This is a genomic window from Streptomyces sp. NBC_01451 (assembly GCF_036227485.1).
Classification (GTDB): domain Bacteria; phylum Actinomycetota; class Actinomycetes; order Streptomycetales; family Streptomycetaceae; genus Streptomyces.
Map to the genome: position 1 here is coordinate 1612876 of NZ_CP109479.1, position 25046 is coordinate 1637921.

Below are 25046 nucleotides of genomic sequence, written 5' to 3' on the forward strand. Positions count from 1 at the left end.
CTGTTCCTTCCGGCTGGACGTCAGAGAGCCTCTACGCCCGTAGACAGAGGTCGTAGGGGCTTGAAAGTAAGCCTCCGGAAGAGCCTTGCCAAGACCATCGCCGTTAACCCGCGGAGTCGATCACGTTTCACACCCCGGTGGGCGATTCACGGGCAGCCGGGTCAGCCCGGTCAGGCACTGTGGCCGGCGACCCGGAGGGCGTGCACCAGATCCCAGTACCGGTCCTCGGAGGCGCCCCGGGCCGCCTCCAGGAGCAGCGGGACGAGGCGCTGGGGGTCGGCGGCGACACTGCGGGCGGCCTCCTCGGGGGTACGGACCCGGACGTACGCGTCGAGCAGGGCCCGCACCTCACGCTGCCGGCCCTCCTCGGCGAGCCGGAGCACGGCCTCGCCCACCTCGTGGGCCGGCCGCACGATGCCCTGCCGCAGGATCTGCTGGCCGTCGAGTCCCCGCCCCGCCGCGACCAGCGCGTCGGCGGCGGCGACCAGCTGGTCGGCCGGCAGGGAGGCGGCCTCCCACAGCAGGGTGGCCCAGTCGGCGCCGAGCCCCGCGCGGTTCAGCTCGGCGGCGAGCAGCGGGAAGCGGACGGCGGGCCATTGGGAGGCCTCGACGAGCAGCGCGTGCGCCTCACCGCTGCGTCCCTCGCCGCGCAGTCGTACGAGGTTGCGGACGGCGTCGATGGTGTCGTGCCGGGCGTCGTCGTCCAGCGCCTCCCGCACGGGCGCCACGGGCTTGGCGGCAGCGGGGGCTCCGGCGAACCGCGCGCCGCGCGGGGTACGGCGGCTGGGGGCGGCGGGCGCGGGTGCGGCCGGTGCGGGTGCGGCGGAGACGACGGGTGTGGCGCCGGTGTCCGCGTCGTCCATCATCCCGGCGAACCGGGCACTGCCACGGGCACGGCGCTTGGAGCGCTGCTTGCCCGCGGGGCGGGGCTCTGCGCGGGCGGGGGCGGGCTCGGGGTCGGGGTCGGGGGCCGAGGGCTCGTACCAGTCGGCGGGGAGCTGCGGGGCCGTGCGCTCGGCCGAAGGCTCCAGGGTGCCGGGAGCGTCGGCCGGGTGGGCGCCGTCGCCGTCGTCCGTGCGGCCGGAGGAGCGGCCGATGCCGTCGCGCCAGGCGGCCGTCCGGTCGCCGGAACCCTGCCGGTCCGCGCCTCGGTCGGCCCCGTGGGCGGCCGGGCGGGCGCCGCCCTCGTCCGTGCGGCCGGAACTGCGGCTGTCCGCGTTCCAGGCACCCGCATCGTCGCCGGAACCCTGACGGCCGGGGGCGCGATCGTCTCCGTAGCGGGTGGGGCCGGCGCCGTCGTGGTCGTCCGTGCGGCCGGTGCCCTCGCGCCAGGCGGCCGTCCGGTCGCCGGGGCCCTGACGGTCCGCGTCCCGGTCGTCCCCGTGGCGGGCCGGGGCGGGGGCGTCCGGGGCCTGTCCCGGGGAGGCGGGACCGTTCTCGTAGCCGGCGGTCGCACGGCCGTCCGCACGCTGTCCGTGAGTGCCGCGCTCGTCGTCGTGCCAGACGGCCGTGCCGTCGGGGTCGGTGCGTTGCCTGGGCAGGGTCAGGGGGTCGCCGTCTGGCGCGTCGGCACGGTGCGGGGCGTTGTGGTGGTGTACGCGGCCGGCGAACACGTCCGCCTCGTCGTCGCCGTCACGGCCCCGGTAGGGCGCCCGGCTCACCGTCCGGCGGGCCAACTGGTCCAGGCGGTAACGGAGTTCGGCACAGCGGGCGGAGGCGCGTTCACGGTCGTCGTGGGCCCAGGCGAGGTCGAGACGCAGCTCCTCGGCCTCCTCGTGGGTGGTGGCGGAGCCGAGCGACCGCCCCAGCTCGGCGAGCCGTTCGGCGGCGTACCTCTGTTCCCGGAGCATCACGTCGAGCCGGTCGCCGAGGGTGTCACGGGCACCGGGGCGGGAGTCGAACTCGGCGAGCGACGCCTGGTGCAGGGCACGCGCCCGCTCGGCCTCCGGGGTGACGGCGCCCGTTCCGTACTCGGCGGCGAGATCCTGGAGCAGCGCCTCCACGACGTCCCAGGGCGGCACTTCGTACCCCTCCAGGCAGGCACGCATACCGTCGGGGTCACGCTCCCAGAACACGCCGCACCAGCCCGCGCCCTGGTCGAGGCGGGCCAACAGGCCGTTCAGATACCGCGCGAACTCCCGCACCTGCCCCGGGAGCTGTTCCACCGCCATGACGTCCACCCCATGCCCGACCGGAGTTCTCCGCCCCGTAGAAAACACCAACCGTGTTACGGATGAGCTACGAGGGGTTTTCGGACCGGACGCAGAGTACCGCGCGCCCAGCGGAACGTGACGTGCACCACTGACACTTTGGCCGGAACCGCCCCCCGAGGCTCACGCCGCGACCGGGGCCAGGGGCTCGCACCGCCCGACCAGTTCGTCCATGGACAGCCCGAGCACCCGCGCCAGCGCCGCGACCGTGAAGAAGGCCGGGGTCGGCGCACGGCCGGTCTCGATCTTACGGAGGGTCTCGGCGGAGATGCCGGCGCGGGCCGCGATCTCCGCCATGCTGCGGCCACCACGCGCCTCACGCAGCAGCCGGCCGAGCCGTTCGCCGCGTTCACGCTCTTCGGGGGTGAGAGGAGTGCGTACCATGCCCCCATTCTAATACCGGTATAGTAATTGGCATGGTGGAACTCAAGACAGATGCGGCGATCGCCGCCATGTACGAAGCGGGCCAGGTGGTCGGCAGAGCGCTGACCGCGGTTCGGGAAGCCGCTGACGTGGGTGTTTCCCTGCTGGAGCTGGACGAGGTGGCGCACGACGTGCTGCGGGCGGCCGGGGCGACCTCCCCCTTCCTCGGCTACCGCCCCTCCTTCGCGCCCACCCCGTTCCCGGCGGTGATCTGCGCGTCGGTGAACGACGCGATCGTGCATGGCATCCCGGACGGCTACCGGCTGCGCGACGGCGACCTCGTCTCCATCGACTTCGGCGCCGAACTCGGCGGCTGGGCGGGCGACTCGGCGATCAGCTTCATCGTGGGCGAACCCCGCCCGGCCGACGTACGGCTCGTCGAGACCGCCGAGCGGGCCCTCGCCGCGGGCATCGCGGCGGCGGTCGTCGGCAACCGTGTCGGCGACATCGCGCACGCGATCGGCGAGGTGTGCCGCACGGCGGGCTACGGCATCCCGGAGGGCTTCGGCGGCCACGGCATCGGCCGCCGTATGCACGAGGACCCCCCGGTCCCCAACGAGGGCCGCCCGGGCCGGGGGATGCCGTTGCGCCACGGCCTGGTCCTGGCGATCGAGCCGATGCTGATCGGCTCCGGCAAGGACGGCTACCACGAGGCCCCGGACGGCTGGACCCTCCGCACGAACGACGGTTCCCGCGCGGCCCACGCGGAACACACGGTGGCGATCACGAAGTCGGGTCCGCGGGTGCTCACGGCCCGGCTGGAGGCGCACACGAGCCGGGAGTAGTCTACGGCCGCATGCGCGTCAGGAACGGCACCTCCGCCGACGCGGAGAGCATCGCGGCCCTGCACACGGCGAGTTGGCGCAGCGCGTACCGCGCGCTGATGCCCGCCGCGTATCTGGACGGCCCGCTGGCGGCGGAGCACCGCGCGAAGTGGCGGACCCGCGCGTCGGTACTGTCCGCCGACCGGTGTCTGCTGCTCGCCGAGCAGGACGGCGAACTGCGCGGCTTCATCCATCTGGACACGGCCCCGGACGGCCGGGTCCACGTGGACAACCTGCACGCCCGGCCGGGCCACGTCGGCACCGGCGTCGGCCGCGCCCTGCTGCGGCACGGCTTCGCCTGGGCGGCCCGTCGGCACCCGGGCCAGGACGTCTACCTGGAAGTGCTGCGCGGCAACGCCCGCGCGATCTCGTTCTACGAGCGCGCGGGCGGCCTGCGCACCGCCGAACGGCCTCTCCGGACGGCCGCGGGCTTCACCCTGGCGGAGATCGAGTACACCTGGCCCGCGGCGGCCGTCAGTCGCTACGGGGACGGGCGGCCGGCCTCGGACGCCCTGCCGCCGCCCGCCCCCGGGTGACTCATGACGCGGGCCGCACCACCATCGCCGAGCCGCCGCCCCGCCGTACCGTCTCGGCCGCCGCCAGCCACTTGCCGTCCGGCAGTCGCTGCACGCCGGTGGCCGCGCCGATCTCCGCGTTCAGCCGGAAGCCGTGGCCGATCGCCTCCAGTTTGGTCTTCAACCCGCTGTTCCACAGGCCCGGTTCGAGCTCGGTGGTCGTCTGGTTGCGCTGGCTCGCGCGCGGCGCCGCGATCGCGTCGACCAACGGGAGCCCCCGGTCGAGGAAGCCCGTCAGGGTCTGCAGAACGGTCGTGATGATGCTGGCGCCGCCGGGTGAGCCAAGAGCGACCACCGGCTTGCCGTGGGCGTCCAGGACGATCGTCGGGGACATCGACGAGCGCGGTCGCTTGCCCGGGCCCGGCAGGTTCGGGTCGTGGACGGCCGGGCTGGCCGGCGCGAAGGAGAAGTCCGTCAGCTCGTTGTTCAGGAGGAAACCGCGGCCCGGGACCGTGATGCCGCTGCCGCCGGTCTGCTCGATGGTCAGCGTGTAGGACACGACGTTGCCCCACTTGTCGGCCACCGTCAGATGCGTCGTGTTCTCACCCTCGTACGTCGTCGGCGCCGCGATGCCGCCGCTGTTGCAGGCAGCCGGGTTGCGCGGGTCGCCGGGCGCGACCGGACTGGTCAGCACCGCGTCGTCCTTGATGAGGCACCCCCGCGAGTCGGCGTACGACTGCGACAGCAGCTCCTTCGTCGGTACGTCCTCGAAGGCCGGGTCGCCCACCCAGCGCCCCCGGTCCGCGAAGGCGATCCGGCCGGCCTCGATGTAGCGGTGCAGGAACTGGACGTCGCTCGCCTTCGAAAGGTCCGTCCTCTCAAGGATGTTGAGGGCCTCGCCGACCGTCGTACCGCCCGACGAGGAGGGTGCCATGGAGTAGACGCCCAGGCCGCGGTACGACGTCTTCGAGGGCGCCTGCCGCTTCGCCCGGTAGGCCGCGAGGTCCTTCAGCGACAGCTCGCCGGGACGCGCGTTGTAGCCCGAAGCCGGGTCCACCGGCGGCTCGTTGACCGTGTCGACGATCTCCTTCGCCAGCTTCCCCCGGTACAGGGTGGCGACGCCCTTGCGGGCCAACTCCTCGTACGTACGGGCCAGATCGGGGTTCTTGAAGGTCGACCCGACCACCGGCAGCGCACCGCCCGGCAGGAACAGCTTCGCCGTGTCCGGGAAGTTCCTGAACCGTGTCTCGTTCAGCGCGGTCTGCGCGCGGAACGTGTCGTCCACGGTGAAGCCGTCGCGCGCGAGCCGCTCCGCCGGCTTCAGCAGCGTCCCGAGACCCTTGGTGCCCCAGCTGTCCAGCGCCGCCTGCCAGGTCGCCGGTGTGCCCGGCGTACCGACGCCCAGGCCGCTGGTGACGGCGTCGGCGAAGGCGATCGGCTGCCCGTTCTCCAGGAACAGGCCCGAGTCGGCCGTCAGGGGTGCCGTCTCGCGGCCGTCGATCGTCCGTACCGTACGGGACTTGGCGTCGTAGTAGACGAAGTAGCCGCCTCCGCCGATGCCGTTGGAGTAGGGCTCCGTGACGCCGAGCGCGGCGGCCGTGGCGACGGCGGCGTCCACCGCGTTGCCGCCCTTGCGCAGGATCTCGATCCCGGCGGCCGAGGCGTCCGCGTCCACGCTCGCCACGGCACCGCCGTATCCGACGGCGACCGGGACCTTCGGCGGCACCGGGTCCGCCGGTGCGGCGCCGGAAGGTGGCGCTGCCGCCCCCACCGAGACCACCGTTGCCGATACCGCCAGGACCGCCAGACTCCGCGCGACAGGGCGACGCATCAATACCTCCAGTCAACGACCGTCCGCGCAGCGTAACTTCATCCCAGCGGTCCCGTAAGGGCCTCTCGAACACCGTTGCGGTTGACCGATACCATGCGCGCCCATGACTGACGATGTGCGCAATATCGTCCTCGGTGTGGTCGCGGCCGGTATCAGCGCAGCCCTCGGCTGGCTGGCCCGCACCTATCTGTGGAAGCGCAAACTCCGCCGTAAGCAGGCCTTCTTCGGGCTCCCGGACAACTCCGAGTCGCTGCTCGTGGTGAACCGGGAGGCCGGTGGCCCCGAGTTGACGGTGATGCGGCACGACGTGTTCGCGCTCCTGGAACTCGCCGCGCTCATCAAGGACTGCAACGCCCACGCCCAGGTCGTCGCCCACGACGCGGCACAGCAGGGGTTCGGCGAACGGACCGAGTTCTGTGTGGGCGGCCCTTCCTCCAACCGCCGCATGCTGGCGCATCTGCACTCCCTGCTCCCCGGCGTCCGCGTCAACGTCGACGCCGAACCCGGCCCGGACCGCGGCGCCTTCCAGATCGGTACGGAGCGCTACCGGCTGGAGGGCGGCCGGAGCGAGTACGTGATCCTCGCGCGGCTCACCGCCGGCCAGAGCGGCGAGGCCCGGCCGGTCTTCCTCTTCTGCGGCCAGCGCGCGATCACCAACCAGGCGGCGACCCGCTATCTGGCCCGCAACCACGAACGGCTGGCCCGCAAGTACGGCAACAACTCCTTCGCCCTGCTCCTGAAGGTCGTCAACTCGCAGGCGTACGGACCCGATGTCGTCGAGGTGGTCTCGGACGTCACCCGGGCCGCGCGAACCCCCATACCGGTTCCGGCCGTTGCTCCGTCCAACTCCCACCGCGCCTCCTAGCGGCGCGTCCGGGGAACGGTCACGTCGCACACGGCGGACGGTCCGGTCACCGGAAACAAGGAGAGCGGCACCCCCGTCGCGTACCTCCGCGACGTGGGCCCGCTCGGCCTCGGCAGGCCGGCCGGCCAGGTCGACCCGTCTGCGTCGAGCACAACCCGACCGGCGCAGCTGACCTTCCGCCCGCCGGAGCACGACCCCTCATGGGTGTCGGTACCCCTGCGCGAGCAGTGATCTCCGGCTGCCGCCGGGCGAGCGCATGCCCTTCTACCGCTGCCCGCCTGGCAGCAGCGTCCCTGATTCGGCCGGTGCGACGGCCTCGACCTCGGTCCACATCCCGATGGGGATGAACGGCAAATCGTAGTCGAGGTTCGGCGCGGCCGATTTTCCGGCCCTGGCCGCCGTACGGAGGTTGTCCGTCAGTGGATTCACGACGTCCTCAACTCCCATGACTGCCAGGGGTGTTGGCTTCAGTGCCGCAAGATCTTGGAGAGGAAGTCCTTGGCTCGGTCGCTGCGCGGGTCGGTGAAGAACTCCTCGGGGCTGCGGTCCTCGACGATGCGGCCGTCGGCCATGAAGACGACCCGGTTGGCGGCCGAGCGGGCGAAGCCCATCTCGTGGGTGACGACGACCATCGTCATACCCTCACGGGCCAGTTGCTGCATGACCTCCAGAACCTCGTTGATCATCTCCGGGTCGAGCGCCGAAGTCGGCTCGTCGAAGAGCATGACCTTGGGGTCCATGGCCAGGGCGCGGGCGATGGCCACACGCTGCTGCTGCCCGCCGGACAGCTGGGCCGGGTACTTCGGCGCCTGCGAGGCGAGGCCCACCCGGTCGAGGAGCTCACGGGAGCGCCTGTCGGCCTCGGCCCTCCCGCGCCCGCGCACCTTGACCTGGCCCAGCGAGACGTTCTGGAGGACGGTCTTGTGGGCGAAGAGGTTGAACGACTGGAAGACCATCCCGACTTCGGCCCGGAGCCGCGCGAGCGGCTTGCCCTCGTGGGGCAGCAGCTGACCGTCGAGCCTGATCGTCCCGGACTCGATCGGCTCCAGCCGGTTGATCGCCCTGCACAGAGTGGACTTGCCCGACCCGGACGGGCCGATGACAACGACCACCTCCCCCCTGCCCACGGTGAGGTTGATGTCCTGGAGGACATGCAGCTCACCGAAGTGTTTGTTGACTTCATGCAGCTCGATCAACGGATCGACGGCCATGCCCAGCCCTACTCACTTCAGCTGTGTCGTGGTTGCCGCAAACTATCCAGACAAGAGTGGAGTTAAAGCGCGACACGCACTTTTCGGGCATTAGCCGTATTTACGCCAGATGCCCGCATCGTTCCTACGTCTCCGCGACCTCCGCGTACAGCTGCGACAACTCGGGAACGCCGCTGGACGCCCACTCGTGTCCGGAGGTGACGACGTCGAACTCACGGCCGGAGGACAGCCGCACGACGGGCTGGCCGTTCGCCCAGAAGTCCCAGGCGGCGCCGGGGACCGTCCGCACGATGACCGTGCCCAGATAGAGCCCCGCGTCGTTGCCGAGCCAGGACAGCGTCTCCTCGTCGTCCCGCCAGCCCGGCACCAGCTGGTCCAGCGCCTCCAACGAGGCGGCGGAGTCGTCGAGTTCGACGCCCGCCCGGTGCGCCTGGGAACGCAGCAGCTCGCACTCGGAGAGAAGCCCGGCGACCGCCTCGGAGTCGTGCTCCCCTTCGGAGAACACCGCCACACCGCGGGCGGGTCCGTGCTTCTTGCGCCAGTTGCCCAGGAAAGGGATGTTCATACGTCCAGCGTGTCATTCACACCGCCGACCGCACCACAGGGCGCGCGGGGCCGCCGGTTCCGGCCAACTTCCGTGCCCGGCCCTGTCCGGCTCACCTGCGCATTGACGGGCCCTTGCCGACTCCTTAGCTTCACACTGCACTGAACGGCTGGCCGAGCGGACCGGGGGACGGACATGCGCCGAGGTGGCCGAGGCGGGCTGGGACCGGGAGTCCGGGGTCTCTGGGGACCGGGGATCGTCCTCGCTCTGTGCGCGACGCTGACGCCCCTGTCGTCCACGGCCCACGCCACGGAGGCCCTCCCCCTCACCCGGTACTTCGACAACACCGCCGTCAGCGACGACACCCGCCCCGGGACGGCCGACTTCGACGGCTCGGGCGCCTCCGTGTCGGCCCAGGACCTGACCGCCGCGGGCTGGACGCGGGGCGGCGCCCTCACCGTCCAGGGCGCCCGGCTGAGCTGGCCGTGCCGGGAGCCGGGCGAACCGGACAACGTCCGCGCCGCCGGCCAGCCCGTACGCGTCCGCGGGGAGGGGGACGCCCTCGCGTTCCTCGTCGCCGGTACCGGCGGCGCCGACGTGAGCGGCGCGGGCACCGTCTCGTACACGGACGGCACGCGGTCCTCGTACCGGCTCACCGCCCCCGACTGGCGTGCCGGCCCCCTCGGCGCCAAGGCGGTCGCCCTGCCGCACGTGAACACGGCCACCGGCCAACTCGCCGAGAAGGCACGGCTGTACGTCGTCACCGTGCCGATCGCGCGAGGGCACCAGGTCGAATCCGTCCGTCTGCCGTACGCGGCCGACCTGCATGTGTTCGCCCTCACGGTACGGCCCGACACGGACGGCTGGACGGGGAGTTGGGCGGCGCCGACCTCGACGTACGCGACCGTCGGCCCGTGGACCGACCGGACGCTGCGGCTGGTGGTGCACACATCGGCCGGCGGGCCGCGGGTGCGGGTCCGCTTCGACAACACCTTCGCGTCGGCGCCGGTACGGATCGGCGGCGCGACGGTGGCCGTGCAGGCGGCGGGCGCCGCCGCGAGCCAGACGCCGGTGCCGCTGACGTTCCGGGGCGCGCGCGGGGCCGAACTCCCGGCCGGGGCACAGGCGTTCAGTGATCCGCTGGACTTCGCGGTGCCCGCGGACGCCAATCTGCTGGTGAGCTTCCATCTGCCGGGCACGGTGACGGCCGCGCCCCTGCACCGGCTCGCGCAGCAGCGCTCGTACGTCAGCGAGCCGGGCGACCACACGGCGGACGGCTCCCCGGCGCCGTACACCTCGACGCTGACGACGTGGCCGCTGCTGACCGGCGTGGACGTCGGTGGCGGGCCCGGGTCGGTCGTGGTGCTCGGCGACTCGATCACCGACGGGGAGCGCTCGACCGTGGACGCGAACCGGCGCTGGCCCGACGTGCTCGCCGACCGGCTGCTGGCCCAGAGCGCGGTTCCTCACTACGGCGTCCTCAACCAGGGCATCGCCGCGAACCGCGTCCTCACCGACCGCTACCCGGGCGACGGCGTCTCCACCGACTCGGGCGGGGTGAGCGCCCTGCACCGCGTGGACCGGGATGTGCTGGCCCAGACGTCGGCGCGTACGGCGATCGTCTTCCAGGGCGTGAACGACCTGCGGACGGGCGCGTCCGCGCAGGATGTCGTCGCCGGTCTGCGGGCGCTGGCGGATCGGGTGCGGGCGCGCGGGGTGCGGGTACTGGTGGCCACGATCGGGCCGTGCGCGGGTGAGGCTCGGTGCACCTCGGTGGTCGACGGGCAGCGGGCGGCCGTGAACACGTGGATCCGGGAGGAGGCCGCGTCGGGCACCGGCTCCGGTTCCATTTTTGACGGGGTCGTGGACTTCGACGCGGCGCTGCGGGACCCGGCGCAGCCCACGCGGCTGCTGCCCGCGTACGACAGTGGGGACCATCTGCATCCGGGTGACGCGGGGCTCACCGCGTTGGCCGGGGCGGTTCCGTTGGGTGCGCTGGTTCCGTAGGGCACCTGGGTCGGGCCGCCGTCCCCGGGGACTCCGCCCCCAGACGCCCGTCCGCGCTGAACATGCATGTCCGGCGCTGAGCAGGCCCCCGGACCCGGAGAACAGGTCTCCTACACCTCCAGGTCCACCACCACAGGGGCGTGGTCCGACGCGCCCTTGCCCTTCCGCTCCTCGCGGTCCACGTACGCGTCCTTCACCGCCTGGGCGAACGGCTCGTTGCCGTAGACCAGGTCGATGCGCATGCCCCGGTTCTTGGGGAAGCAGAGCTGGCGGTAGTCCCAGTACGTGTACGGGTGGTCGTACTTCAGGGGACGGGGGACCACATCCGTCAGGCCCGTCTCACGCAGGGCGGCGAGGGCGGCGCGCTCGGGCGGGGTGATGTGGGTGAGGCCCTCGAAGGCGGCCAGGTCGTAGACGTCGTCGTCCGTCGGGGCCACGTTGTAGTCGCCCAGGACGGCGAACGGGCGGCTGCCTGCCGCGTCGGCCGCGACCGCCGCCTTCAGTGCCTCGAACCAGCTGAGCTTGTAGGCGTAGTGGGGGTGGGCCACCTCGCGGCCGTTCGGCACGTACACCGACCAGACGCGGACCGGGCCGCAGGTCGCGGAGACGGCACGGGGCTCCTCGACTCCCTCGTAGCCGGGGTCGCCGGGCAGGCCCCGCACGACGTCCTCCAGGCCCACGCGGGAGATCACCGCGACGCCGTTCCACCTGCCGGTCGCGTTGACCGCCACCTCGTAGCCCAGCTCGCGCAGCTGGTCGGACGGGAACTGTTCGGCGGCCACCTTGGCCTCCTGGAGGCACAGCACATCCGTGCCGGTGCTCTCCAGCCAGGCCAGCAGCCTTGGCAGGCGGGCGGTGATCGAGTTCACGTTCCAGGTCGCGATACGCATGCCCCACAACCTACCCGCCGGGTCTGACAACCCCGTCTCAGACCTCCGCCGACGCTCCCGGCGTCAGCCGCACGTGCTCGGCGCCGCCGAGGCCCCCGACCAGCCGGTCGTAGATCGGAAGGGCGAGGTCCGTGAGCAGGGCGTCGTGGATGTCGTACGCGCGCCGCGGCTTGACCTCGCGGACGTAGTCGACGACCTCGGAGAGCTTGTTCCAGGGGGCCATGACGGGGAGCAGCAGCGTGTCGACCGGCTGGTCGGGGACGGTGAGGGCGTCGCCGGGGTGGAAGACGGCGCCGTCGACGAGATAGCCGACGTTCGTGATGCGCGGGATGTCCGGGTGGATCACGGCGTGCAGTTCGCCGTGGACCTGTACGTCGAAACCCGCGGCGGTGAACGTGTCGCCGTGGCCGACGGTGTGGACGCGGCCCGGGAAGGCGGCGGAGAGCTGGTCAGCGACCGCGGCGAGGGTCCAGATCTCGGCGGCCGGGTTCGCGTCGAGGGCGGCGCGCAGGCGTCCCTCGTCGAAGTGGTCCACGTGCTCGTGCGTGACCAGGATCGCGTCGGCACCGGCCGCGGCGTCCTCCTCGCTGAATCCCCCGGGGTCGAGGACGAGCGTCTGCCCGTTCTTCTCCAGACGGATGCAGGCGTGCGACTTCTTCGTGAGCTTCATACGTCCATCCTGCCGCGCGGGCCCGGACCGTGAGCGGCTGGGGCTGGTGCTTTCACCACCAGGCTCGGGGCCGCCCCTCACCTGCCGGGGGTCGTCCCTCAAGCGTCGCCCGGCAAGGGTCACGCCTCGGGCGTCGTCTCCTCGCGGATGACCCGCTGGGCCACCTTGAACGCGCTGTTCGCGGCCGGCACCCCGCAGTAGACGGCGGCCTGGAGCAGCACTTCCTTGATCTCGACCGGGGTGAGGCCGTTGCGCAGGGCGGCGCGGGTGTGGAAGGCGAGTTCGTCGAGATGACCGCCCGCGACGAGGGCCGTGAGGGTGACACAGCTGCGGGAACGCCGGTCGAGGCCGGGCCGGTTCCAGATCTCGCCCCACGCGTATCGGGTGATGAAGTCCTGGAAGTCCCCGGAGAACTCGTCCGCCTGCGTGAGCGCCCGGTCGACGTGCGCGTCGCCGAGCACCTCACGCCGGACCTTCATCCCGGCGTCGTACTGGTCCGGACGGCCCGGCGCCTCGGGCTGCGGGACGGGCGGCGCTATCTCCGCGATGGGGGTGATCGGCTGCGGTGCGGTCAGGACCGCCCTGGCCGGGACCGCCGAGACGGCCGTCTGGCCGGTTCCGGTGTCGTACGCGGGCTGCCAGGCCGTCGAGAAGTGGCGTACGAGAAGGTCGGTGACGGCCGCGGGCTGCTCGACCGGCACCAGGTGGGAGGCGCCGGGCACCACCGCGAGGCGGGCGTCCGGGATACCGGCGACCAGGGTGCGGGCCTCGGCGGGGCCGGTGACCTGGTCGTCGGACCCGACGAGGACGAGGGTCGGCACGCCGACGCGCCCCAGTTCGCCCCGTACGTCGAAGGAGGCGAGCGACTCGCAGGCCGCGATGTAGCAGCCGGGGTCGGTGGTGCGGACCATCTGCACGGCCCACTCGGTGATCGCGGGCTGCGCGGCGGCGAAGCCGCTGGTGAACCAGCGCTCGGGAGAGGTGCGCGCGATGGGGCCGAGCCCGTTCGTCCGGACGATCACCCCGCGCTGACGGAACTCGTCGGCCGTCCCGAACCGCGGCGAGGCGGCGATCAGCGCGAGCGAGGCCAGCCGCTCCGGGTGGCGCAGCGCCAGTTCGGCGCCGATCGCACCGCCGAGCGCACAGCCCGCGTAGCCGAAGCGCTGCACGCCGGCCGCGTCGAGCGTGGCGAGCAGCCGGGTGGCCAGGTCGGCGACCGACCCGGCGGGATGCGCGGGGGCGCCACCGTGCCCGGGCAGGTCGAAACGGAACACCCGCCACTGCTTCACCAGCTCCGGCACCTGCCGGTCCCACATGTGCCATGTGGTACCCAGTGAGGGACCGAGGATCAGGACCGGGGCGTCTTCTGGCCCGTCAAAGCGGTATTGCAGGGTGTTCATCGGTGTCTCACTCACCCGCCTGACCCTCTCATCTGTCACCTGCAGAGCTACCGGCAGGGTCAGAAAGTCTGGGGCGACGCCGGCATGGACGCCATGTGGTCCGCCTCCACGATCAAGGTCATCGGGTCCGGCATCGACGACCCCGACTTCGCCGACAAGCTGTCCCGCCTGATCGGTGACCACGACGTCGAGACCACCTCCACCTCGACCTCCGAATCCGGCAAATCCACGTCCGTCAGCATGCGGCAAGAACGCATCCTGGCCGCCGACGCCATCCGCGCCCTACCCAAGGGCACCGCGCTCGCATTCGCCACCGGCATGCGCGCGGCCATGCTCGACCTGCGCCCCTGGTATCTCGAGCCCGGCGCCAGCGAACTCTCCGCCGCCTCCGCCCGCGCGTCCAAGGGCATCACCGATCGCGCCGTCGCCAAGGCCGCCCCGAAGCAGACCGACTTCGGCACCACCGCCTAGTCCGCGCGCCCCTTCTCCCCACTCAACTCGCCCACGGAGGCGCACATTCACACCTACGAGCCCGCCGACCTGGACGACATGGAGCCGCACGAAGCCGTAGATGCCGTCATCGCCGACATGCGCGACCACCGCATCACCGGTGACGGAAGCGGCCTGTTCACCGCCACCCGCCACATCGGCCTGCTCTGCCATCTGGCCGCCCGCATGGCCGCCGACGCCGAGTACCAGCTCGCTCCGAACATCGCCGGCATCCCTCCGGCCGAGGCCCTGGGGCTGACGACCGGGCACCTGGGACGGGCCATCGCCCACTACACCCAGGCCCTCGCCCCGCTCGTCACCCTCGCCCAGCCCGGCGGACAGACAACGCTCCACAAACAGCTCGACGCGATCGACCAGCACAGCCGCCTGCGCGTCCACCTCGACGACGCCGGTCAGGACCTGGCAGCGGCCCGCGCCTGCCTTGGTGCGCCCCGCCGTCCCGCGACACCGAGCACGAGCGCCGGCGTCCCCGTGCCGGTTCCGGCCGTACGGCGCCGCTCATGACCACGCCGCCCACCGAATCCCTGCTGTTCGACGTGCCACCACCGCCGACACCCGTCGAGCGCCTGCTCCACCTCGCCGATCAATACACCCGTCACAACGACGCGCTCGACATCCTCCTTGGCACTGCGACCGAGCCCGAGCTGCAGGCCCACGTCGCCTCCGCACAGCGCCTGGCGTCCGACACCCGCATCGCCGTCAAAGCCATCCACGATGAACGGCTTTACGAGAGCACGGAGTTGACAGAGTGCGTGCTGCGGCTGAAACAGCTCGCCTTTCTCAGCACCGCGTCAGCCGACCACGGCGTCCAGGCCGCTCGTGAGCTGACCGCCCTGGCTCCCGAAGCCGCGTTCGGCTGCGCCGCAGCTCTCGCCGCACAGACACGGCGACGTCACTGGTCGACCGCCATCGCACCGGATGAACGGCTCACTGCCACCCAGCGCACTGCCCTCGCGGAGATCGCCTGCGGGCATGTCGTGGCCAGCAGCTCCCTGGGGCGGGAGTTCACGCGTTCCCGGGAGCCCAAGGTCCTGATGAGCACGCTGCGGGCCCTGGAGTCGAAGGACCTTGCCGAACGGACCCCGAACTCCGCTCTCGGTGCCTACATCGGCGGCCCGCCGCAGGACCGCGTGCGCCTCACACCAGCAGGCATCACCGCCCTCGCCTCCGTCATCGGACTACCCCCGACAGGACCAGGTACCGCCCCCGGCACGACGCCCCGCCCGATCCCCACCGCCACTCAAGCAACCACCCGAAGCCGCTGAACCGCCGTCCCCAGGAGCCATCCCATCTCCACGCCCCCGCCCGACCTGAATGAACAAGTCCGCCAGCTCCGTCAACTGGCCCGAGACTTCGAAGCCCTCCGCGCACGCGTACGCAACGTCTCCTACATCCCCGGCACGGACGCGCTGCACCGAATCAGCCCTCTCCTGCTCAAGGCACAGAACCTCACGGCCACCGCCCTGCTGCGTCTGACTGCCCTCGACAACAGCACGTACACCAACATCGCCGGCAGCCGCGCCGGCCTGGAGCTGATGGCCTCGGTAGTGTCCGCTTCTTCGCTAGCCGGCAACGACATCGCCAACGCGCTGTTCGCCAACCCCTACGAGGGCGCGGAGTTCTCTGGCTACGTGGCCGACGACGAGGCGGTGCGCACCGCACGGCACGCCGAGGCCATTCCGCGTATGACCGGGCACCTCGACGATGCCGCCCACCAGCTCGACCTGAGCGCGACTGGGTGCCACTACCTCGCCCACGGCATCACCGAAGACCTGGCATCCATGCAGGATCACACGGCGGCATCCGCACAGCAGACGACCGGCCTCGCACTCACCGCCGCCCAATACGACGCCCTCAAGTCCCTCCTGGGAGGCGGACGGCTGTATGAGAGTTCACAACGCGGGCTGGGCGTCACCCGCGTCGCCACCGACGACGGCACCCGCGTCTCCATCGCCACCTACCAGGCTCTGTCCAAACGCGGACTCGTCACCGCCGACACCAGCACCTCGCTGTACCACGGCCAAAAAATCACCGTCACCGAGGACGGGCACCGGGCCCTGACGCAGCCGCGTCACCGAGCCGCGCTGCCGACCGCAGCGGCCACTGCGCCCAAGGCCGCCGTGGCGCAGGGAGCACGCCGGTGACGTCTTACGATGCCCCTGAACGCCTGCTGGCCCTCGGCACCGCATACACCAGCCACCACGACGCACTCTCCGGCCTGCTGCACAGCGGCAACCGGGCCGTCGTGGTCGAGGGCTTGGGGAACGGCGTGGTCGACGGCTGTTCTCCTTGGGCCCGCCGGGGTGAAGTCGAACCGGTGCAGGACGACTTCGGGCTGGCTTCTTGAGGCGGATCATCCTCGACCTGTTCGCCGGCCCCGGCGGCTGGAGCCACGCGCTCACCGTCCTCGGCGCGCGGGACATCGGCCTTGAGTGGGACGAGTGGGCCTGCAAAACCCGTGCCCGAGCTGGGCAGTTGACGATCCGGACCGATGTCGCCCGCTATCCGGCGTGGATCTTCTCCGGCCGGATCCTCGGGCTGATCGCCTCCCCTCCCTGTCAGGCATGGAGCATGGCCGGCAAGCGCCTCGGTCTGGTCGACCAGCCACTCGTCCACCAGGCCGTCGCCGACCTCGCCGCCGGACGCGACACCCGTGAGCAGCTCCTCGGCGCCTGCGCGGACGAACGGTCTCTCCTCGCGGCCGAACCCATGCGCTACCTGCACACCCTGAACCTGGCGGGCTTGCCCGAGTGGGTGGTCATGGAGGAAGTCCCCGACGTCCTGCCGCTGTGGCGGCAGTACGCAGCCATCATGCGGACCTGGGGATTCTCCGTCTGGACTGGCATCCTCAATGCCGCCGACTACGGCGTCCCGCAGACCCGGAAGCGAGCGATCTTGCTCGCCTCCCGCGTACACACCGCCCAGCCCCCGCCGCCCACTCACGCGACGGCCGCCGAGCCGGAGTCGCTGTTCGGACCCGGCCGTGACCGGTGGGTGTCCATGGCCGAGGCCCTGGGCTGGGGCGCCACTGACCGGCCCGTGCCCACCGTGTGCGCCGGCGGCGGACCTGGAGGCGGCCCCGAACCCTTCCCCTCCGGCTCTCATAAAACCCTGACCGAAGCCCGCGCCCGCGGCGCCTGGACACCGCATCCCGACTCCGAGATCGTCCTGGCCTCCCGCCGGGAGGGCTCCGGCTGGGCTGCCCGGCACGTTGCCCGCGAGAACCGCCCCGCAGATGCTCTGGCCCCCACGTTCACCGCCGACGCGCACCGCTGGTCATGGTCACTGCGCAGCAACAACCAGTCCAACGCGACCGTGCGCCGTGCCGACGAGCCCGCCGGCACGCTGTTCTTCGGCCACCGGGCCAACGAGTGCACCTGGGTCGCCGACACCGCCTCCGGCGTGCCGGACGGCGAGCACCGACCGGTGCCAGCCCCGATCAAGATCACCGCTCGGGAAGCGGGCGTGCTGCAGAGCTTCCCCGCCGACTATCCGTGGCAGGGCAACAAAGGCCAGATGTTCTCGCAGATCGGCAACGCTGTCCCCCCGCGCTTGGCAGCGCACCTGCTCGCCCCGAACCTCAACAAGCCCTTCAACCCCGACGACTTCACTCTCGCCGCCTGATGACCCACGCCCCCGAACCCGACGAGGACAACGACCTCGACCTCGCGCCGGCGCCGAGGCCGGTCCACTATGCCGAGCAGGCCCTACTCGGCGCCCTTCTCCTCGAACCTGCACGTCTGGCCGACACCGAGCCGCTGATCGCCCACCACTTCGACAGCCACACCCATGCCGCGCTGTTCACCGCGATCCGCACGCTGCCGCCGCCCGACCCCGCCGACCACGCAAAGGACACCGCCTGGCTCAACGCCGTGCTGGACCACGCGCGTCCGCACGCTCCCGGCCTGAGCGCCTCCTACCTCCACACCATCATCCAGTTCTGCCCGCAACCGAAGCATGCGGCGGCGTACGCCAGGATGATCCGCGCAGACAACACCCGCCGGCTCCTCCGCGAGCACGCCGAGCGCCTCGCGTCCACCGCGACCGACCCGGGCCTGCCCAACCCGGCCGCCTCGACGCTCGGCCTGGCCGACGACATCGGCCGCGTCCTGGACGCCCTCGCCGAACAGTTCGCCCCACACCCCGGCTCCTTCCCCCGCACGGCACTCCCCGCGGATGTCCCGCGGCAGGCCGGCGAGGAGGACCTCGACGAAGAACGCCTCCTGTTGGCGACCGCCACCGCCTATCCGGAGGAGGTCCAGCAGATGCGGTGGCTGACCGAGGCGGACTTCCTGCTGCCGCTGCACGCCGCGCTCTGGCAGTCGATCACGGCGCTGGTCCACCGCGGTGACATGGTCGATCCGGTCACCGTCCTCGGTGAGGCCCAGCACCGCGGTCTTCTCACCGGCTCCCTCTCCCCCAAGGACGTGATGGCCCTGGTCTCCACGCCCACCGGCTCCCCCGAGTACTGGGGCGAGAAGATCCTCCAACGCGCTCTCCTCGCCCGCGCCCAGACGGTCGCCGCTCGGATCACCGCCTACACCGACGACCTGGCCAACACCCCCCACCAACTCGTCACCGGCAGCCGCGGGGCCCTGGCCGACCTCAACTCCCTGCGTACCCGCTGGATGCGCGCCACTGCACCCCCGCCCGCTCCCGCCGAAAGCCAGCCGACACGACGCGGGCAACCGCCCCGCGCGACCGGCCCGCCGCCCCAGCCCGCACTACTCAGCCCGCGCGCCCACCGATGACCCCACTACCGGGCCCGGATCGACCGCGAGGAGCCGTACTGGGCCGAGAAGGCGACCCACGCTCTGCACGCCGAAGGCATCACCGCCGAGATCACCCCCGGCCTGCGAGAAGCCATCGACGAAGAATGGACATGGGTCAACTACCCCACGCCCCGCCTCAGCCGCGACCAGATCCGCGAATGCTCCGACCAAGCCCAGAAGATCCACGACGCCATCCGCGCCGGCCGGCTCGTCATTCATCCCTGCACGGCGAGAACCACCTGCATCACGTCACCGTCGCCTCGCCTCACCGGCCCAGGCCCTCCTTGCCCTCGAACAGGCTCACGGCAAGGCCGTACGACCCGAACCTGCACCCATGACCGACATCGAACGCCACACCTTCCACTCCCGTACCAGCCTCACTCCGCCCGGACACGGCCCCGACCGACACCGCTGCGCCGTTGGTAGAGCAGGTACCCACCTACGCCGCCGACCTTGGCTACCACGAAGCCGTCTTCAACACCTTCCTCGACAATCACGCCGACTGGGAGAAGTACCAGACCATCCCTACCGGGTTGGCATGTTGAGGCCGATCAAGGTGGGCCCCGGGCTCGGGCCATCGGGTCAGGCCACCCGGCGCGGCTCCTCTGCTGCGTTGGCCGACGTGCTTGGCGGCAGCTGCAGCGAGGGAGCGGGCAACTGCGGCGGATGGTGGCGCACCTCCGGCTCGGAGTCAGGCACGATCACGATGCCCGCCAGCCGCTCAGTGACCCAGCTGGGAGGTGTCCGGCCGGCCATCACGTCCTGAACGAATGTCGGCGCCGAGGACCGCAAGCCGCCGAATATGTGCGGAAGGTAGGGGAGCGGCAGGTGGCCGCGGTCCCGAGGGAGTTCGGGAACGATCGAGCCTTCAGGGAGCGGCATCAAGGCAGTGTCCGCTGCCGAAAACTGCCCCATGCGAATCGTGGAGACCTGGCCGAACACCATTCTGGCGATCGTCTGTGCCTGCCCCTCCGGGTTGCTGAGGAGATCCCGGACTTCGTGCGGCAGGACCTTTTGATTCAGGTCGATGATGGGAGGCAGGGGCTTGTCCGTGCCCAGCATGTCCTCGAGAGGCATGGAGCGGTGTAGCGCGTCGGCGGCGTACTCGCTCGGCCGCAGCATCGTCATAACGTTGTGCGCCGACAATCCAGCCAACCACGAGACCCCCGCCCGGTCCCGGTCGCGGCAGTGCCCGTCATTGTGGGGAGAGGAGCACTCCAAAGTGGCGCGGTACTGTCGATCCCCTGCGTAGATGACGTAGGAGAACGGAACGCCGAACACTTCCGCCGACTCCAGCAGAAGATCCATCTGACGGCGCTTCCCCTTACCACTGCGGTAGCCCAGATCGAGACTCCATCTGCCGTTGTTGACCTTCAAGGTCTTCGCCTGCACCAGCATCATGAAGCACACACCGGAACGGTCGAGCCACACCCAGAGCCAGTCCGCGCCGTACCTGGACTCCTCGGTCTTGGTGAACTCGTAGTACTCGATCTCAGGAGAGGCAGAAGCCAGCAGGATCTGAGTGGCCGTCTCTTCCATCAGGAGAGGGCGCCCCTCCCGCCGACGGCGGAGCTGATAGCCCTCGACCGCCAGGCGTGCCTGCAGGAGCGCCGTACGAGGTGCACGGCGCCGGGCCGAGCCGGTAACCGGGTCGATAACCTCACGGACGATTCCGGCATAGCGTGGGTCCTCAGCAACGCGGCGGAGTTCGGCCAAGAGCTCGCGAACCAGCCGCCGCTGCCCGGCCGAGCGGATGTCGTCGGGCGTGCGGTCGATATTGAGCGACACAATGAAATCGTCGCGCTCCTGCACTTCTTCTCTCCCGCCAGTCGTCATGTGGGCGGCTGTGACCCGCACAAGGCCACCTCCGCAATGATGACGCACGGGTCCGACAACGACGACTGCCTCTCAACAGGTAGCACTTGGCAGGGAACGGACCTGGTCGGACGACACCACCCACGCCGTCCATGAATCCCTCGTCCTGCGCGCCGAGTTCGTCCACGAAGCCGACCCCGACGACGCCCAGTGGAAGATAGCCGCGTACGAAAGCCCGGTCGGCGAGCGCGTGTGGCACGCCACCGCGACCACCACAGTCCCTGTTGAGATCATGCGGGTACTCCTCGACAGCCTCGCCTCCGCGGACGCGGCACAGATCGCGGCGGGCAACCAGGTCTCAGATGCGACCATCGACGATGGCCACCCGCCCGCTGACCGACGCCGGCTGGGACCACACCGTCGACAGCCGCTGGGTCCGCCGGCAGGCACCAGGAGATGACCCCGCAGGCGTCCAGTTCGACGCCTTCGACGCCCACTGCCATCGCGGCGCCTTGCCCGCCTGAACCTTCTAGGGCGGCGCCGCCGGCACTCCCCGGTGAGCGCTTCACTTCTCGCCTCACGCCGCAGCCTCGGTGCTGCAGGATGTCGCCTTCGAGGTGGCCCACCGGCTCATGCAGAAACCGGTCACAGCCCGGCCTCAGGCGCTGAACGCCCTGAGCCGTACCGACATCAGCGCGCAGCCGACTTCACGCGCCGGTTCGGCAAGAGGGCGGTGACTGCCACTTGGGCATCCCAGTGCATGTCCGGCCCCAACACCACCTCACTCCCAGGACGCCGACGGCGGGCCTGCGGAGCAAGGCGCACTGGGCACCATCGAAGTGGGTATGCCCGTTCCCCTTCCGGTCCGGCGATGTGTCGCATACCGGCAGCCGAATGCTGGGAATGTGTGTTGAGCTAAAGCGATCTCTCCCACCCGACCTACCAGTTGACGCAGAAGATCCACGCTGCTCTGCAGTGAACCCTGGATGAATTGGGAATCTCACACTCGAAGCAACCTCGTTTACAGCCCTGGCTCCTTCCGTACGTGCTTCGTAAGCGAGTCGATGAATCCCGCAAATTCTAGCTTCGGGTCGGGTTGGCCGATAGGACGTTCGGGATCTTTGGGGGCCAAGACGAAGCAGGCAGCGTCATAGAGTCCATCCTCGACCAGTCTGCGGCAAAGCACTTGATAACGGTCAGCATATGAAGGACGCCCCTCAAACGCCTCGTCCACTTTGAAGCTCGGCTTGAAGTCTCGCTTCGCACTCTGCGTGGATCCGTCTGCGTCCTCCAGTAGGAATACGTATCCCAGCCAGGGTCGGGCATCGCCAAGGAGGCCCTTGGCGATGGCGCGCTGAGTATCTACAGCGCTACCGATCGCTTCTTCTGTTCTGTTATTGAAGTTGTTCCCGAACGAGGGCCCGGACTGCGACTTGAACTCGATAGCCGCAACCAGCTGGGTTCCATTTTTGACGATGAGATCCCATTGCTTGGTTGGCCGATAATACCCAGGCAGCTCAGCTTTCTTGCCCAGGAAAATTGAGCTGGCCGGGTACTCAAGTACGTCCACGAAGTGTTCCACGATCAGTTGCGTCAGAGCATCAAGATGGGCGCCACCTGTAACGGCGCCCCGGAGCCCCGCATCCTGCTTCCCCTCAGCGATTTGCCTCGCGGTCTGCTGCTCTCGCTTCTCCCAGTACTTCCGGACTGCGAGTTCAAATTTTCCGTCCACGGACCCACCATGATCGACGTGCAGCCAGTGGGCGGGCTGCACGAGACTGGCACAGCTCTCGACGCTGCGGGCCTCGACCACCGAAGCCAGAGGCCAGGCTAGTGGAACACGCCGTCTCGACGCTCCCCATGGCCGAAACAAGGCCCCCCGGCCCACCCCGGTTCAGGTCCTGTTGGCGCAGTACTTTGCGAGATACCCCGCAAGGGATTCCATAAAGCTACCAAAATCAATACCAGTACTCGGGTCCGGCTGCTTGACCAGGGCGCCTGGGGTGGTATTCGAGAGGAGGAAGCACGCTCCATCGTAGAGCTTGTTCTCCAACAAGCGTTCACAAAGCAAGCGATACCGGTCCTCATAGGACGGGTGAGTCCCGTAAGCGGGATCCGTCGGGAGAGCAGCACTCACTTGCTGCCGGGCCGGCCGCGTCGACCCCAGCGCCTCTTCCAGAATGAATAGATACCCAATCCAGGGCCTATGATCATCCCCCCTGTCCCTTCCGAGCAGCCCCTTCTTGTGAGCAAGCCTCAAGTCGGTAGCACTCCCGATAGCTTCCTCATTTCGGTTGTTCGCGTTATTGCTGATCTTCTCAACGGACTGAGATTTCATCTCAATGGCAAAAACGAGACGGTCCCCATCCAGGGCAACGATGTCCCAGTTCTTGCGTGGCCGGTAAACCCCGGGAAGCGTGGCGGCCTCACCTCTCAAGAAGGTAATGGGAGTGCTCTTGCAAGCCTCTGTCGCGGATTCGATCACGAGGTCTTCGACCGCAGCCATGTGCTTCCCACTTTGGGTGCCACGCGAACGGGCCGCCCACATCGTGTGGACGGCCCGGTTCAAGGCGTCGTTGTCCCAGGTTGGTTGGGTGCTCATCAGTCCCCCATGTCAGTCAGTCCGGGATGCGCTCGATCCCGTAGACGCGGAGGGCCGCCTCGGTGGCGGCTTGCACATCGCGGTGATCAAACGCGTGTGCCAACGCTAGAGCATCGGTCTGACAAATGGCCTCGGGGCGAGGAACCCGGATACGCCTCAGGTACTGGGCCTGGAAGCGGAGTGTGCCGCCCCGCATCCTCACCGCGTACGCCTCAACGAAGGTCTGGGCCACGCGAGACAGGAGGAGTCCTCCCAGAACCTTGATGTCCCATGTGTCGGACACAACGTAATAGAGGTTGTGATGGGGGTAGTAGCCACCTTCATCCAGTACCGGATGAATTGTCAGCTTCATGTCCGGAAGCAGCAACTTCGGCCGACCCGTCAGACGTGAGTCGATCTTGTCGATCGTCTTGTACCAACGGTCGGGCTGCTTTTTCGCCACGTAACGGCCTTCGAGAGCTGCCCGATGCTTCTCGAAGTAAGCCCTCAGCCTGGGGTACTTGTCGAGGTCTACCAGCTCGCCATCGTCATCCCACGGGTTGACCATGTGGGTGCCGTGCCACTCCAGGTGCCCGCTCTTGGCGTCCTTCACCATCGCCATGGGGAGAAGGCGGTCCTTCTCCACGAGCGTGTCGTCCTCAGTGAGAAAGACAGCGTCAGATCCTGTAGCCACGCCGATCCCGACCTTCGTCAACGTCTCTTCAAGCACGGGGAATCGGTCGTTCAGGTCCTCAAGCAAGGCGAGGCGTGCGGGGCTTCCGGCCGGCCACGAGTCTGCTGCCGAGAACCAGTGAGGCAGTCGGGCCGCCTTGAAGCTGCTTGTGTTCGCAGCAGCGCGATCCTCGTCGCCGAGCCAGTCCATCAGCCGACGGGCTTCGTCCGGTCCGAAGGACTTCGTGGTGTCGACCGCAACTGACTTTCCTTGTGGGTGATTACGCAGGATCGTAATCGCCGGGTAGGCCGACACCTGCTCTTCGAAAGCATCGACATCATGCATAGTTGCAACAAAATCCATGCTGAAGTGGTCGGCGACTAGCCGACGCAGCTCACGGCCATACTGGTTGCGCATCCAGCGATCCGCACAGATGAACCCGAGCGCCCCACCGCGCGCGAGGGAAGCGAGGCCCCTCTCGAAGAATCCGACGTAGATGTCAGAGCGGCCAACCATGGACGGATGACCCCTCCGATAAAGCTGCATCCGCTGGTCTGGAACATCTTCCAAACGGATATAGGGAGGGTTTCCTACAACGAAGTCGGCCTTCCCTGCGTCATCAAGGAGGTAGTCCCCGTGCTGAATCCACTGCCTGACGACGGTGTCAACCGTCTCGCGGTCCCAGCCATCTGCAACAAGGACGTCCGCGACCGCCTCGCGACTCGCCTTCACGTTGCGACTCAGCAGGTCGAGGGCACGGACCCCCTTCACGGGGAGGTCCCGTTCAAGCTTTCGGCACACCGTGCTGAGGCGCTCAACGATGCCAAGAAGGAACGCGCCAGATCCGCAGGCGGGATCGACGATGACGAGTTGATCAAGATCCCGGTCAGTGGTGTACCCGACCAGGTCGAGGATCATGTCGACGACCCATCGGCGAGTGTAGACCTCGCCGTTGGCCACGGCCTCGGCAGGGATGGCCTCGGCGTGGACAGTGGCGCTATGCGAGCTGGTGAGAGACACATCCGTGAGGCTATCGTCTCCGACGGCCCAGTCCGCCGCGAGGTGGGCATCACCGCGCGTTCCTGCCGGAAGGAGCGCGCCGTCCTTCGAACGCACGGCTTGAGGGATATGGACTGAAGCAGAGGCAACATTCGCCATTAACGAAACCCTTTTCTGATGGACTGCGGCTTTACAATGAGGCAACTGTGACATGCCTCATGAAGATGTTTCCAGTCCTGAGCGTCTGCCTCCAGCGAACTTGTATTTCATCGCAACGCCGGTCTCGAAATATATGTAATTGGGCTC

At 69.6% G+C, this 25046-nt stretch carries 25 protein-coding genes and 3 pseudogenes; 15 read left to right on the plus strand and 13 right to left on the minus strand.

Annotated features, from left to right (window positions below; translation table 11 throughout):
- Window positions 1-170: 170 nt before the first annotated feature.
- Window positions 171-2171 carry a hypothetical protein gene (locus OG595_RS07000; protein WP_329269022.1) on the minus strand — a complete coding sequence of 667 codons (2001 nt, stop codon included), beginning with the start codon at window positions 2169-2171 and terminating at the stop codon, window positions 171-173.
- Window positions 2172-2333: 162 nt separating this feature from the next.
- Window positions 2334-2594 carry a helix-turn-helix domain-containing protein gene (locus tag OG595_RS07005; RefSeq protein ID WP_327698601.1) on the minus strand — a complete coding sequence of 87 codons (261 nt, stop codon included), beginning with the start codon at window positions 2592-2594 and terminating at the stop codon, window positions 2334-2336.
- A gap of 32 nt (window positions 2595-2626) precedes the next feature.
- Here OG595_RS07005 and map point away from each other — a divergent pair, with 32 nt between their 5' ends.
- Together map and OG595_RS07015 are read left to right on the plus strand one after the other, a co-directional pair.
- Window positions 2627-3418: a type I methionyl aminopeptidase gene (map, locus tag OG595_RS07010; protein WP_329269025.1), complete on the plus strand. Its 792-nt coding sequence runs from the start codon at window positions 2627-2629 to the stop codon at window positions 3416-3418.
- Window positions 3419-3429: 11 nt separating this feature from the next.
- Window positions 3430-3993 (plus strand): GNAT family N-acetyltransferase, encoded by a 564-nt coding sequence (locus OG595_RS07015; RefSeq protein ID WP_329269026.1) that lies wholly within the window; start codon window positions 3430-3432, stop codon window positions 3991-3993.
- A 1-nt stretch (window position 3994) separates the two neighbouring features.
- Here OG595_RS07015 and ggt read toward each other — a convergent pair whose 3' ends face one another.
- The gene (ggt, locus tag OG595_RS07020; protein WP_329269028.1) at window positions 3995-5803 is read right to left on the minus strand and encodes a gamma-glutamyltransferase; all 1809 of its coding nucleotides are present in this window, start codon (window positions 5801-5803) and stop codon (window positions 3995-3997) included.
- 103 nt (window positions 5804-5906) lie between these two features.
- Between ggt and OG595_RS07025 the strand changes: the two genes are divergently transcribed.
- Window positions 5907-6668, plus strand: coding sequence for a hypothetical protein (locus OG595_RS07025; protein ID WP_329269029.1), 762 nt, complete (start codon window positions 5907-5909; stop codon window positions 6666-6668).
- Window positions 6669-6899, plus strand: a pseudogene (locus OG595_RS45320) (acyl esterase); the annotation flags it as partial.
- 33 nt (window positions 6900-6932) lie between these two features.
- Here OG595_RS45320 and OG595_RS07030 read toward each other — a convergent pair.
- The 3 genes from OG595_RS07030 to OG595_RS07040 all read right to left on the minus strand — a co-directional run bounded on the left by OG595_RS07030 (window position 6933) and on the right by OG595_RS07040 (window position 8444).
- Window positions 6933-7097: a hypothetical protein gene (locus OG595_RS07030; RefSeq protein WP_329269032.1), complete on the minus strand. Its 165-nt coding sequence runs from the start codon at window positions 7095-7097 to the stop codon at window positions 6933-6935.
- A 38-nt stretch (window positions 7098-7135) separates the two neighbouring features.
- Complete coding sequence (locus OG595_RS07035; RefSeq protein ID WP_329269034.1) at window positions 7136-7879, minus strand: amino acid ABC transporter ATP-binding protein; 744 nt, start codon at window positions 7877-7879, stop codon at window positions 7136-7138.
- A gap of 124 nt (window positions 7880-8003) precedes the next feature.
- A complete protein-coding gene (locus OG595_RS07040) occupies window positions 8004-8444 on the minus strand; it encodes a DUF6278 family protein (protein ID WP_329269036.1) in 441 nt (146 codons plus the stop codon).
- A 174-nt stretch (window positions 8445-8618) separates the two neighbouring features.
- Between OG595_RS07040 and OG595_RS07045 the strand changes: the two genes are divergently transcribed.
- A complete protein-coding gene (locus OG595_RS07045; protein WP_329269039.1) occupies window positions 8619-10430 on the plus strand; it encodes an SGNH/GDSL hydrolase family protein in 1812 nt (603 codons plus the stop codon).
- Window positions 10431-10540: 110 nt separating this feature from the next.
- On the opposite strand, the gene OG595_RS07050 is transcribed toward OG595_RS07045, so the two are convergent.
- From OG595_RS07050 to pcaDC, 3 genes are all read right to left on the minus strand, one after another.
- Window positions 10541-11320, minus strand: coding sequence for an exodeoxyribonuclease III (locus tag OG595_RS07050; protein ID WP_329269042.1), 780 nt, complete (start codon window positions 11318-11320; stop codon window positions 10541-10543).
- A gap of 37 nt (window positions 11321-11357) precedes the next feature.
- On the minus strand, window positions 11358-11990 hold the full coding sequence (locus OG595_RS07055) for an MBL fold metallo-hydrolase (RefSeq protein ID WP_329269044.1): 633 nt from the start codon (window positions 11988-11990) through the stop codon (window positions 11358-11360).
- Window positions 11991-12109: 119 nt separating this feature from the next.
- Window positions 12110-13405: a bifunctional 3-oxoadipate enol-lactonase/4-carboxymuconolactone decarboxylase PcaDC gene (gene pcaDC / locus OG595_RS07060; RefSeq protein WP_329269047.1), complete on the minus strand. Its 1296-nt coding sequence runs from the start codon at window positions 13403-13405 to the stop codon at window positions 12110-12112.
- A gap of 24 nt (window positions 13406-13429) precedes the next feature.
- On the opposite strand from pcaDC, the pseudogene OG595_RS07065 reads away from it, so the two are divergent.
- The 8 genes and pseudogenes from OG595_RS07065 to OG595_RS07100 all read left to right on the plus strand — a co-directional run.
- Window positions 13430-13861, plus strand: a pseudogene (locus OG595_RS07065) (TraM recognition domain-containing protein); the annotation flags it as partial.
- A 78-nt stretch (window positions 13862-13939) separates the two neighbouring features.
- Entirely contained in the window at window positions 13940-14404 is a 465-nt protein-coding gene (locus tag OG595_RS07070) for a hypothetical protein (protein WP_329269050.1), read from the plus strand.
- Window positions 14401-15165 (plus strand): hypothetical protein, encoded by a 765-nt coding sequence (locus OG595_RS07075; RefSeq protein WP_329269053.1) that lies wholly within the window; start codon window positions 14401-14403, stop codon window positions 15163-15165. Before OG595_RS07070 ends, OG595_RS07075 begins: the two co-directional genes overlap by 4 nt.
- 270 nt (window positions 15166-15435) lie before the next feature.
- Window positions 15436-16044, plus strand: coding sequence for a hypothetical protein (locus tag OG595_RS07080; protein WP_329269055.1), 609 nt, complete (start codon window positions 15436-15438; stop codon window positions 16042-16044).
- On the plus strand, window positions 16041-16247 hold the full coding sequence (locus OG595_RS07085; protein WP_329269057.1) for a hypothetical protein: 207 nt from the start codon (window positions 16041-16043) through the stop codon (window positions 16245-16247). The genes OG595_RS07080 and OG595_RS07085 overlap by 4 nt, the downstream gene beginning before the upstream one ends.
- Before the next feature lie 5 nt (window positions 16248-16252).
- Entirely contained in the window at window positions 16253-17524 is a 1272-nt protein-coding gene (locus tag OG595_RS07090; RefSeq protein WP_329282707.1) for a DNA cytosine methyltransferase, read from the plus strand.
- Window positions 17524-18651 (plus strand): DnaB-like helicase N-terminal domain-containing protein, encoded by a 1128-nt coding sequence (locus OG595_RS07095; RefSeq protein ID WP_329269058.1) that lies wholly within the window; start codon window positions 17524-17526, stop codon window positions 18649-18651. Before OG595_RS07090 ends, OG595_RS07095 begins: the two co-directional genes overlap by 1 nt.
- A gap of 440 nt (window positions 18652-19091) precedes the next feature.
- Window positions 19092-19217, plus strand: a complete 126-nt coding sequence (locus tag OG595_RS07100) for a hypothetical protein (protein WP_329269060.1) — start codon at window positions 19092-19094, stop codon at window positions 19215-19217.
- A gap of 37 nt (window positions 19218-19254) precedes the next feature.
- On the opposite strand, the gene OG595_RS07105 is transcribed toward OG595_RS07100, so the two are convergent.
- Window positions 19255-20508, minus strand: coding sequence for a DUF6615 family protein (locus OG595_RS07105; protein WP_329269062.1), 1254 nt, complete (start codon window positions 20506-20508; stop codon window positions 19255-19257).
- A gap of 145 nt (window positions 20509-20653) precedes the next feature.
- Here OG595_RS07105 and OG595_RS45325 point away from each other — a divergent pair.
- Window positions 20654-20803, plus strand: a pseudogene (locus tag OG595_RS45325) (DUF317 domain-containing protein); the annotation flags it as partial.
- A 61-nt stretch (window positions 20804-20864) separates the two neighbouring features.
- Window positions 20865-21011, plus strand: a complete 147-nt coding sequence (locus OG595_RS07110) for a hypothetical protein (RefSeq protein WP_329269064.1) — start codon at window positions 20865-20867, stop codon at window positions 21009-21011.
- Window positions 21012-21508: 497 nt separating this feature from the next.
- On the opposite strand, the gene OG595_RS07115 is transcribed toward OG595_RS07110, so the two are convergent.
- The 3 genes from OG595_RS07115 to OG595_RS07125 form a co-directional block, all read right to left on the minus strand.
- The gene (locus tag OG595_RS07115) at window positions 21509-22300 is read right to left on the minus strand and encodes a PaeR7I family type II restriction endonuclease (RefSeq protein ID WP_266685961.1); all 792 of its coding nucleotides are present in this window, start codon (window positions 22298-22300) and stop codon (window positions 21509-21511) included.
- Window positions 22301-22381: 81 nt separating this feature from the next.
- The gene (locus OG595_RS07120; RefSeq protein ID WP_329269067.1) at window positions 22382-23089 is read right to left on the minus strand and encodes a PaeR7I family type II restriction endonuclease; all 708 of its coding nucleotides are present in this window, start codon (window positions 23087-23089) and stop codon (window positions 22382-22384) included.
- Between the two features lie 16 nt (window positions 23090-23105).
- Window positions 23106-24761 (minus strand): Eco57I restriction-modification methylase domain-containing protein, encoded by a 1656-nt coding sequence (locus OG595_RS07125; protein ID WP_329269070.1) that lies wholly within the window; start codon window positions 24759-24761, stop codon window positions 23106-23108.
- Window positions 24762-25046 lie beyond the last annotated feature (285 nt).

Coding starts and splice junctions, on each gene's coding strand:
- OG595_RS07000 (WP_329269022.1), bottom strand. CDS start 2,171: ATGGCGGTGGAACAGCTCCCGGGGCAGGTGCGGGAGTTCGCGCGGTAT.
- OG595_RS07005 (WP_327698601.1), bottom strand. CDS start 2,594: ATGGTACGCACTCCTCTCACCCCCGAAGAGCGTGAACGCGGCGAACGG.
- map (WP_329269025.1), top strand. CDS start 2,627: ATGGTGGAACTCAAGACAGATGCGGCGATCGCCGCCATGTACGAAGCG.
- OG595_RS07015 (WP_329269026.1), top strand. CDS start 3,430: ATGCGCGTCAGGAACGGCACCTCCGCCGACGCGGAGAGCATCGCGGCC.
- ggt (WP_329269028.1), bottom strand. CDS start 5,803: ATGCGTCGCCCTGTCGCGCGGAGTCTGGCGGTCCTGGCGGTATCGGCA.
- OG595_RS07025 (WP_329269029.1), top strand. CDS start 5,907: ATGACTGACGATGTGCGCAATATCGTCCTCGGTGTGGTCGCGGCCGGT.
- OG595_RS07035 (WP_329269034.1), bottom strand. CDS start 7,879: ATGGCCGTCGATCCGTTGATCGAGCTGCATGAAGTCAACAAACACTTC.
- OG595_RS07040 (WP_329269036.1), bottom strand. CDS start 8,444: ATGAACATCCCTTTCCTGGGCAACTGGCGCAAGAAGCACGGACCCGCC.
- OG595_RS07045 (WP_329269039.1), top strand. CDS start 8,619: ATGCGCCGAGGTGGCCGAGGCGGGCTGGGACCGGGAGTCCGGGGTCTC.
- OG595_RS07050 (WP_329269042.1), bottom strand. CDS start 11,320: ATGCGTATCGCGACCTGGAACGTGAACTCGATCACCGCCCGCCTGCCA.
- OG595_RS07055 (WP_329269044.1), bottom strand. CDS start 11,990: ATGAAGCTCACGAAGAAGTCGCACGCCTGCATCCGTCTGGAGAAGAAC.
- OG595_RS07070 (WP_329269050.1), top strand. CDS start 13,940: ATGGAGCCGCACGAAGCCGTAGATGCCGTCATCGCCGACATGCGCGAC.
- OG595_RS07075 (WP_329269053.1), top strand. CDS start 14,401: ATGACCACGCCGCCCACCGAATCCCTGCTGTTCGACGTGCCACCACCG.
- OG595_RS07080 (WP_329269055.1), top strand. CDS start 15,436: ATGGCCTCGGTAGTGTCCGCTTCTTCGCTAGCCGGCAACGACATCGCC.
- OG595_RS07095 (WP_329269058.1), top strand. CDS start 17,524: ATGACCCACGCCCCCGAACCCGACGAGGACAACGACCTCGACCTCGCG.
- OG595_RS07105 (WP_329269062.1), bottom strand. CDS start 20,508: ATGACGACTGGCGGGAGAGAAGAAGTGCAGGAGCGCGACGATTTCATT.
- OG595_RS07110 (WP_329269064.1), top strand. CDS start 20,865: ATGGCCACCCGCCCGCTGACCGACGCCGGCTGGGACCACACCGTCGAC.
- OG595_RS07120 (WP_329269067.1), bottom strand. CDS start 23,089: ATGAGCACCCAACCAACCTGGGACAACGACGCCTTGAACCGGGCCGTC.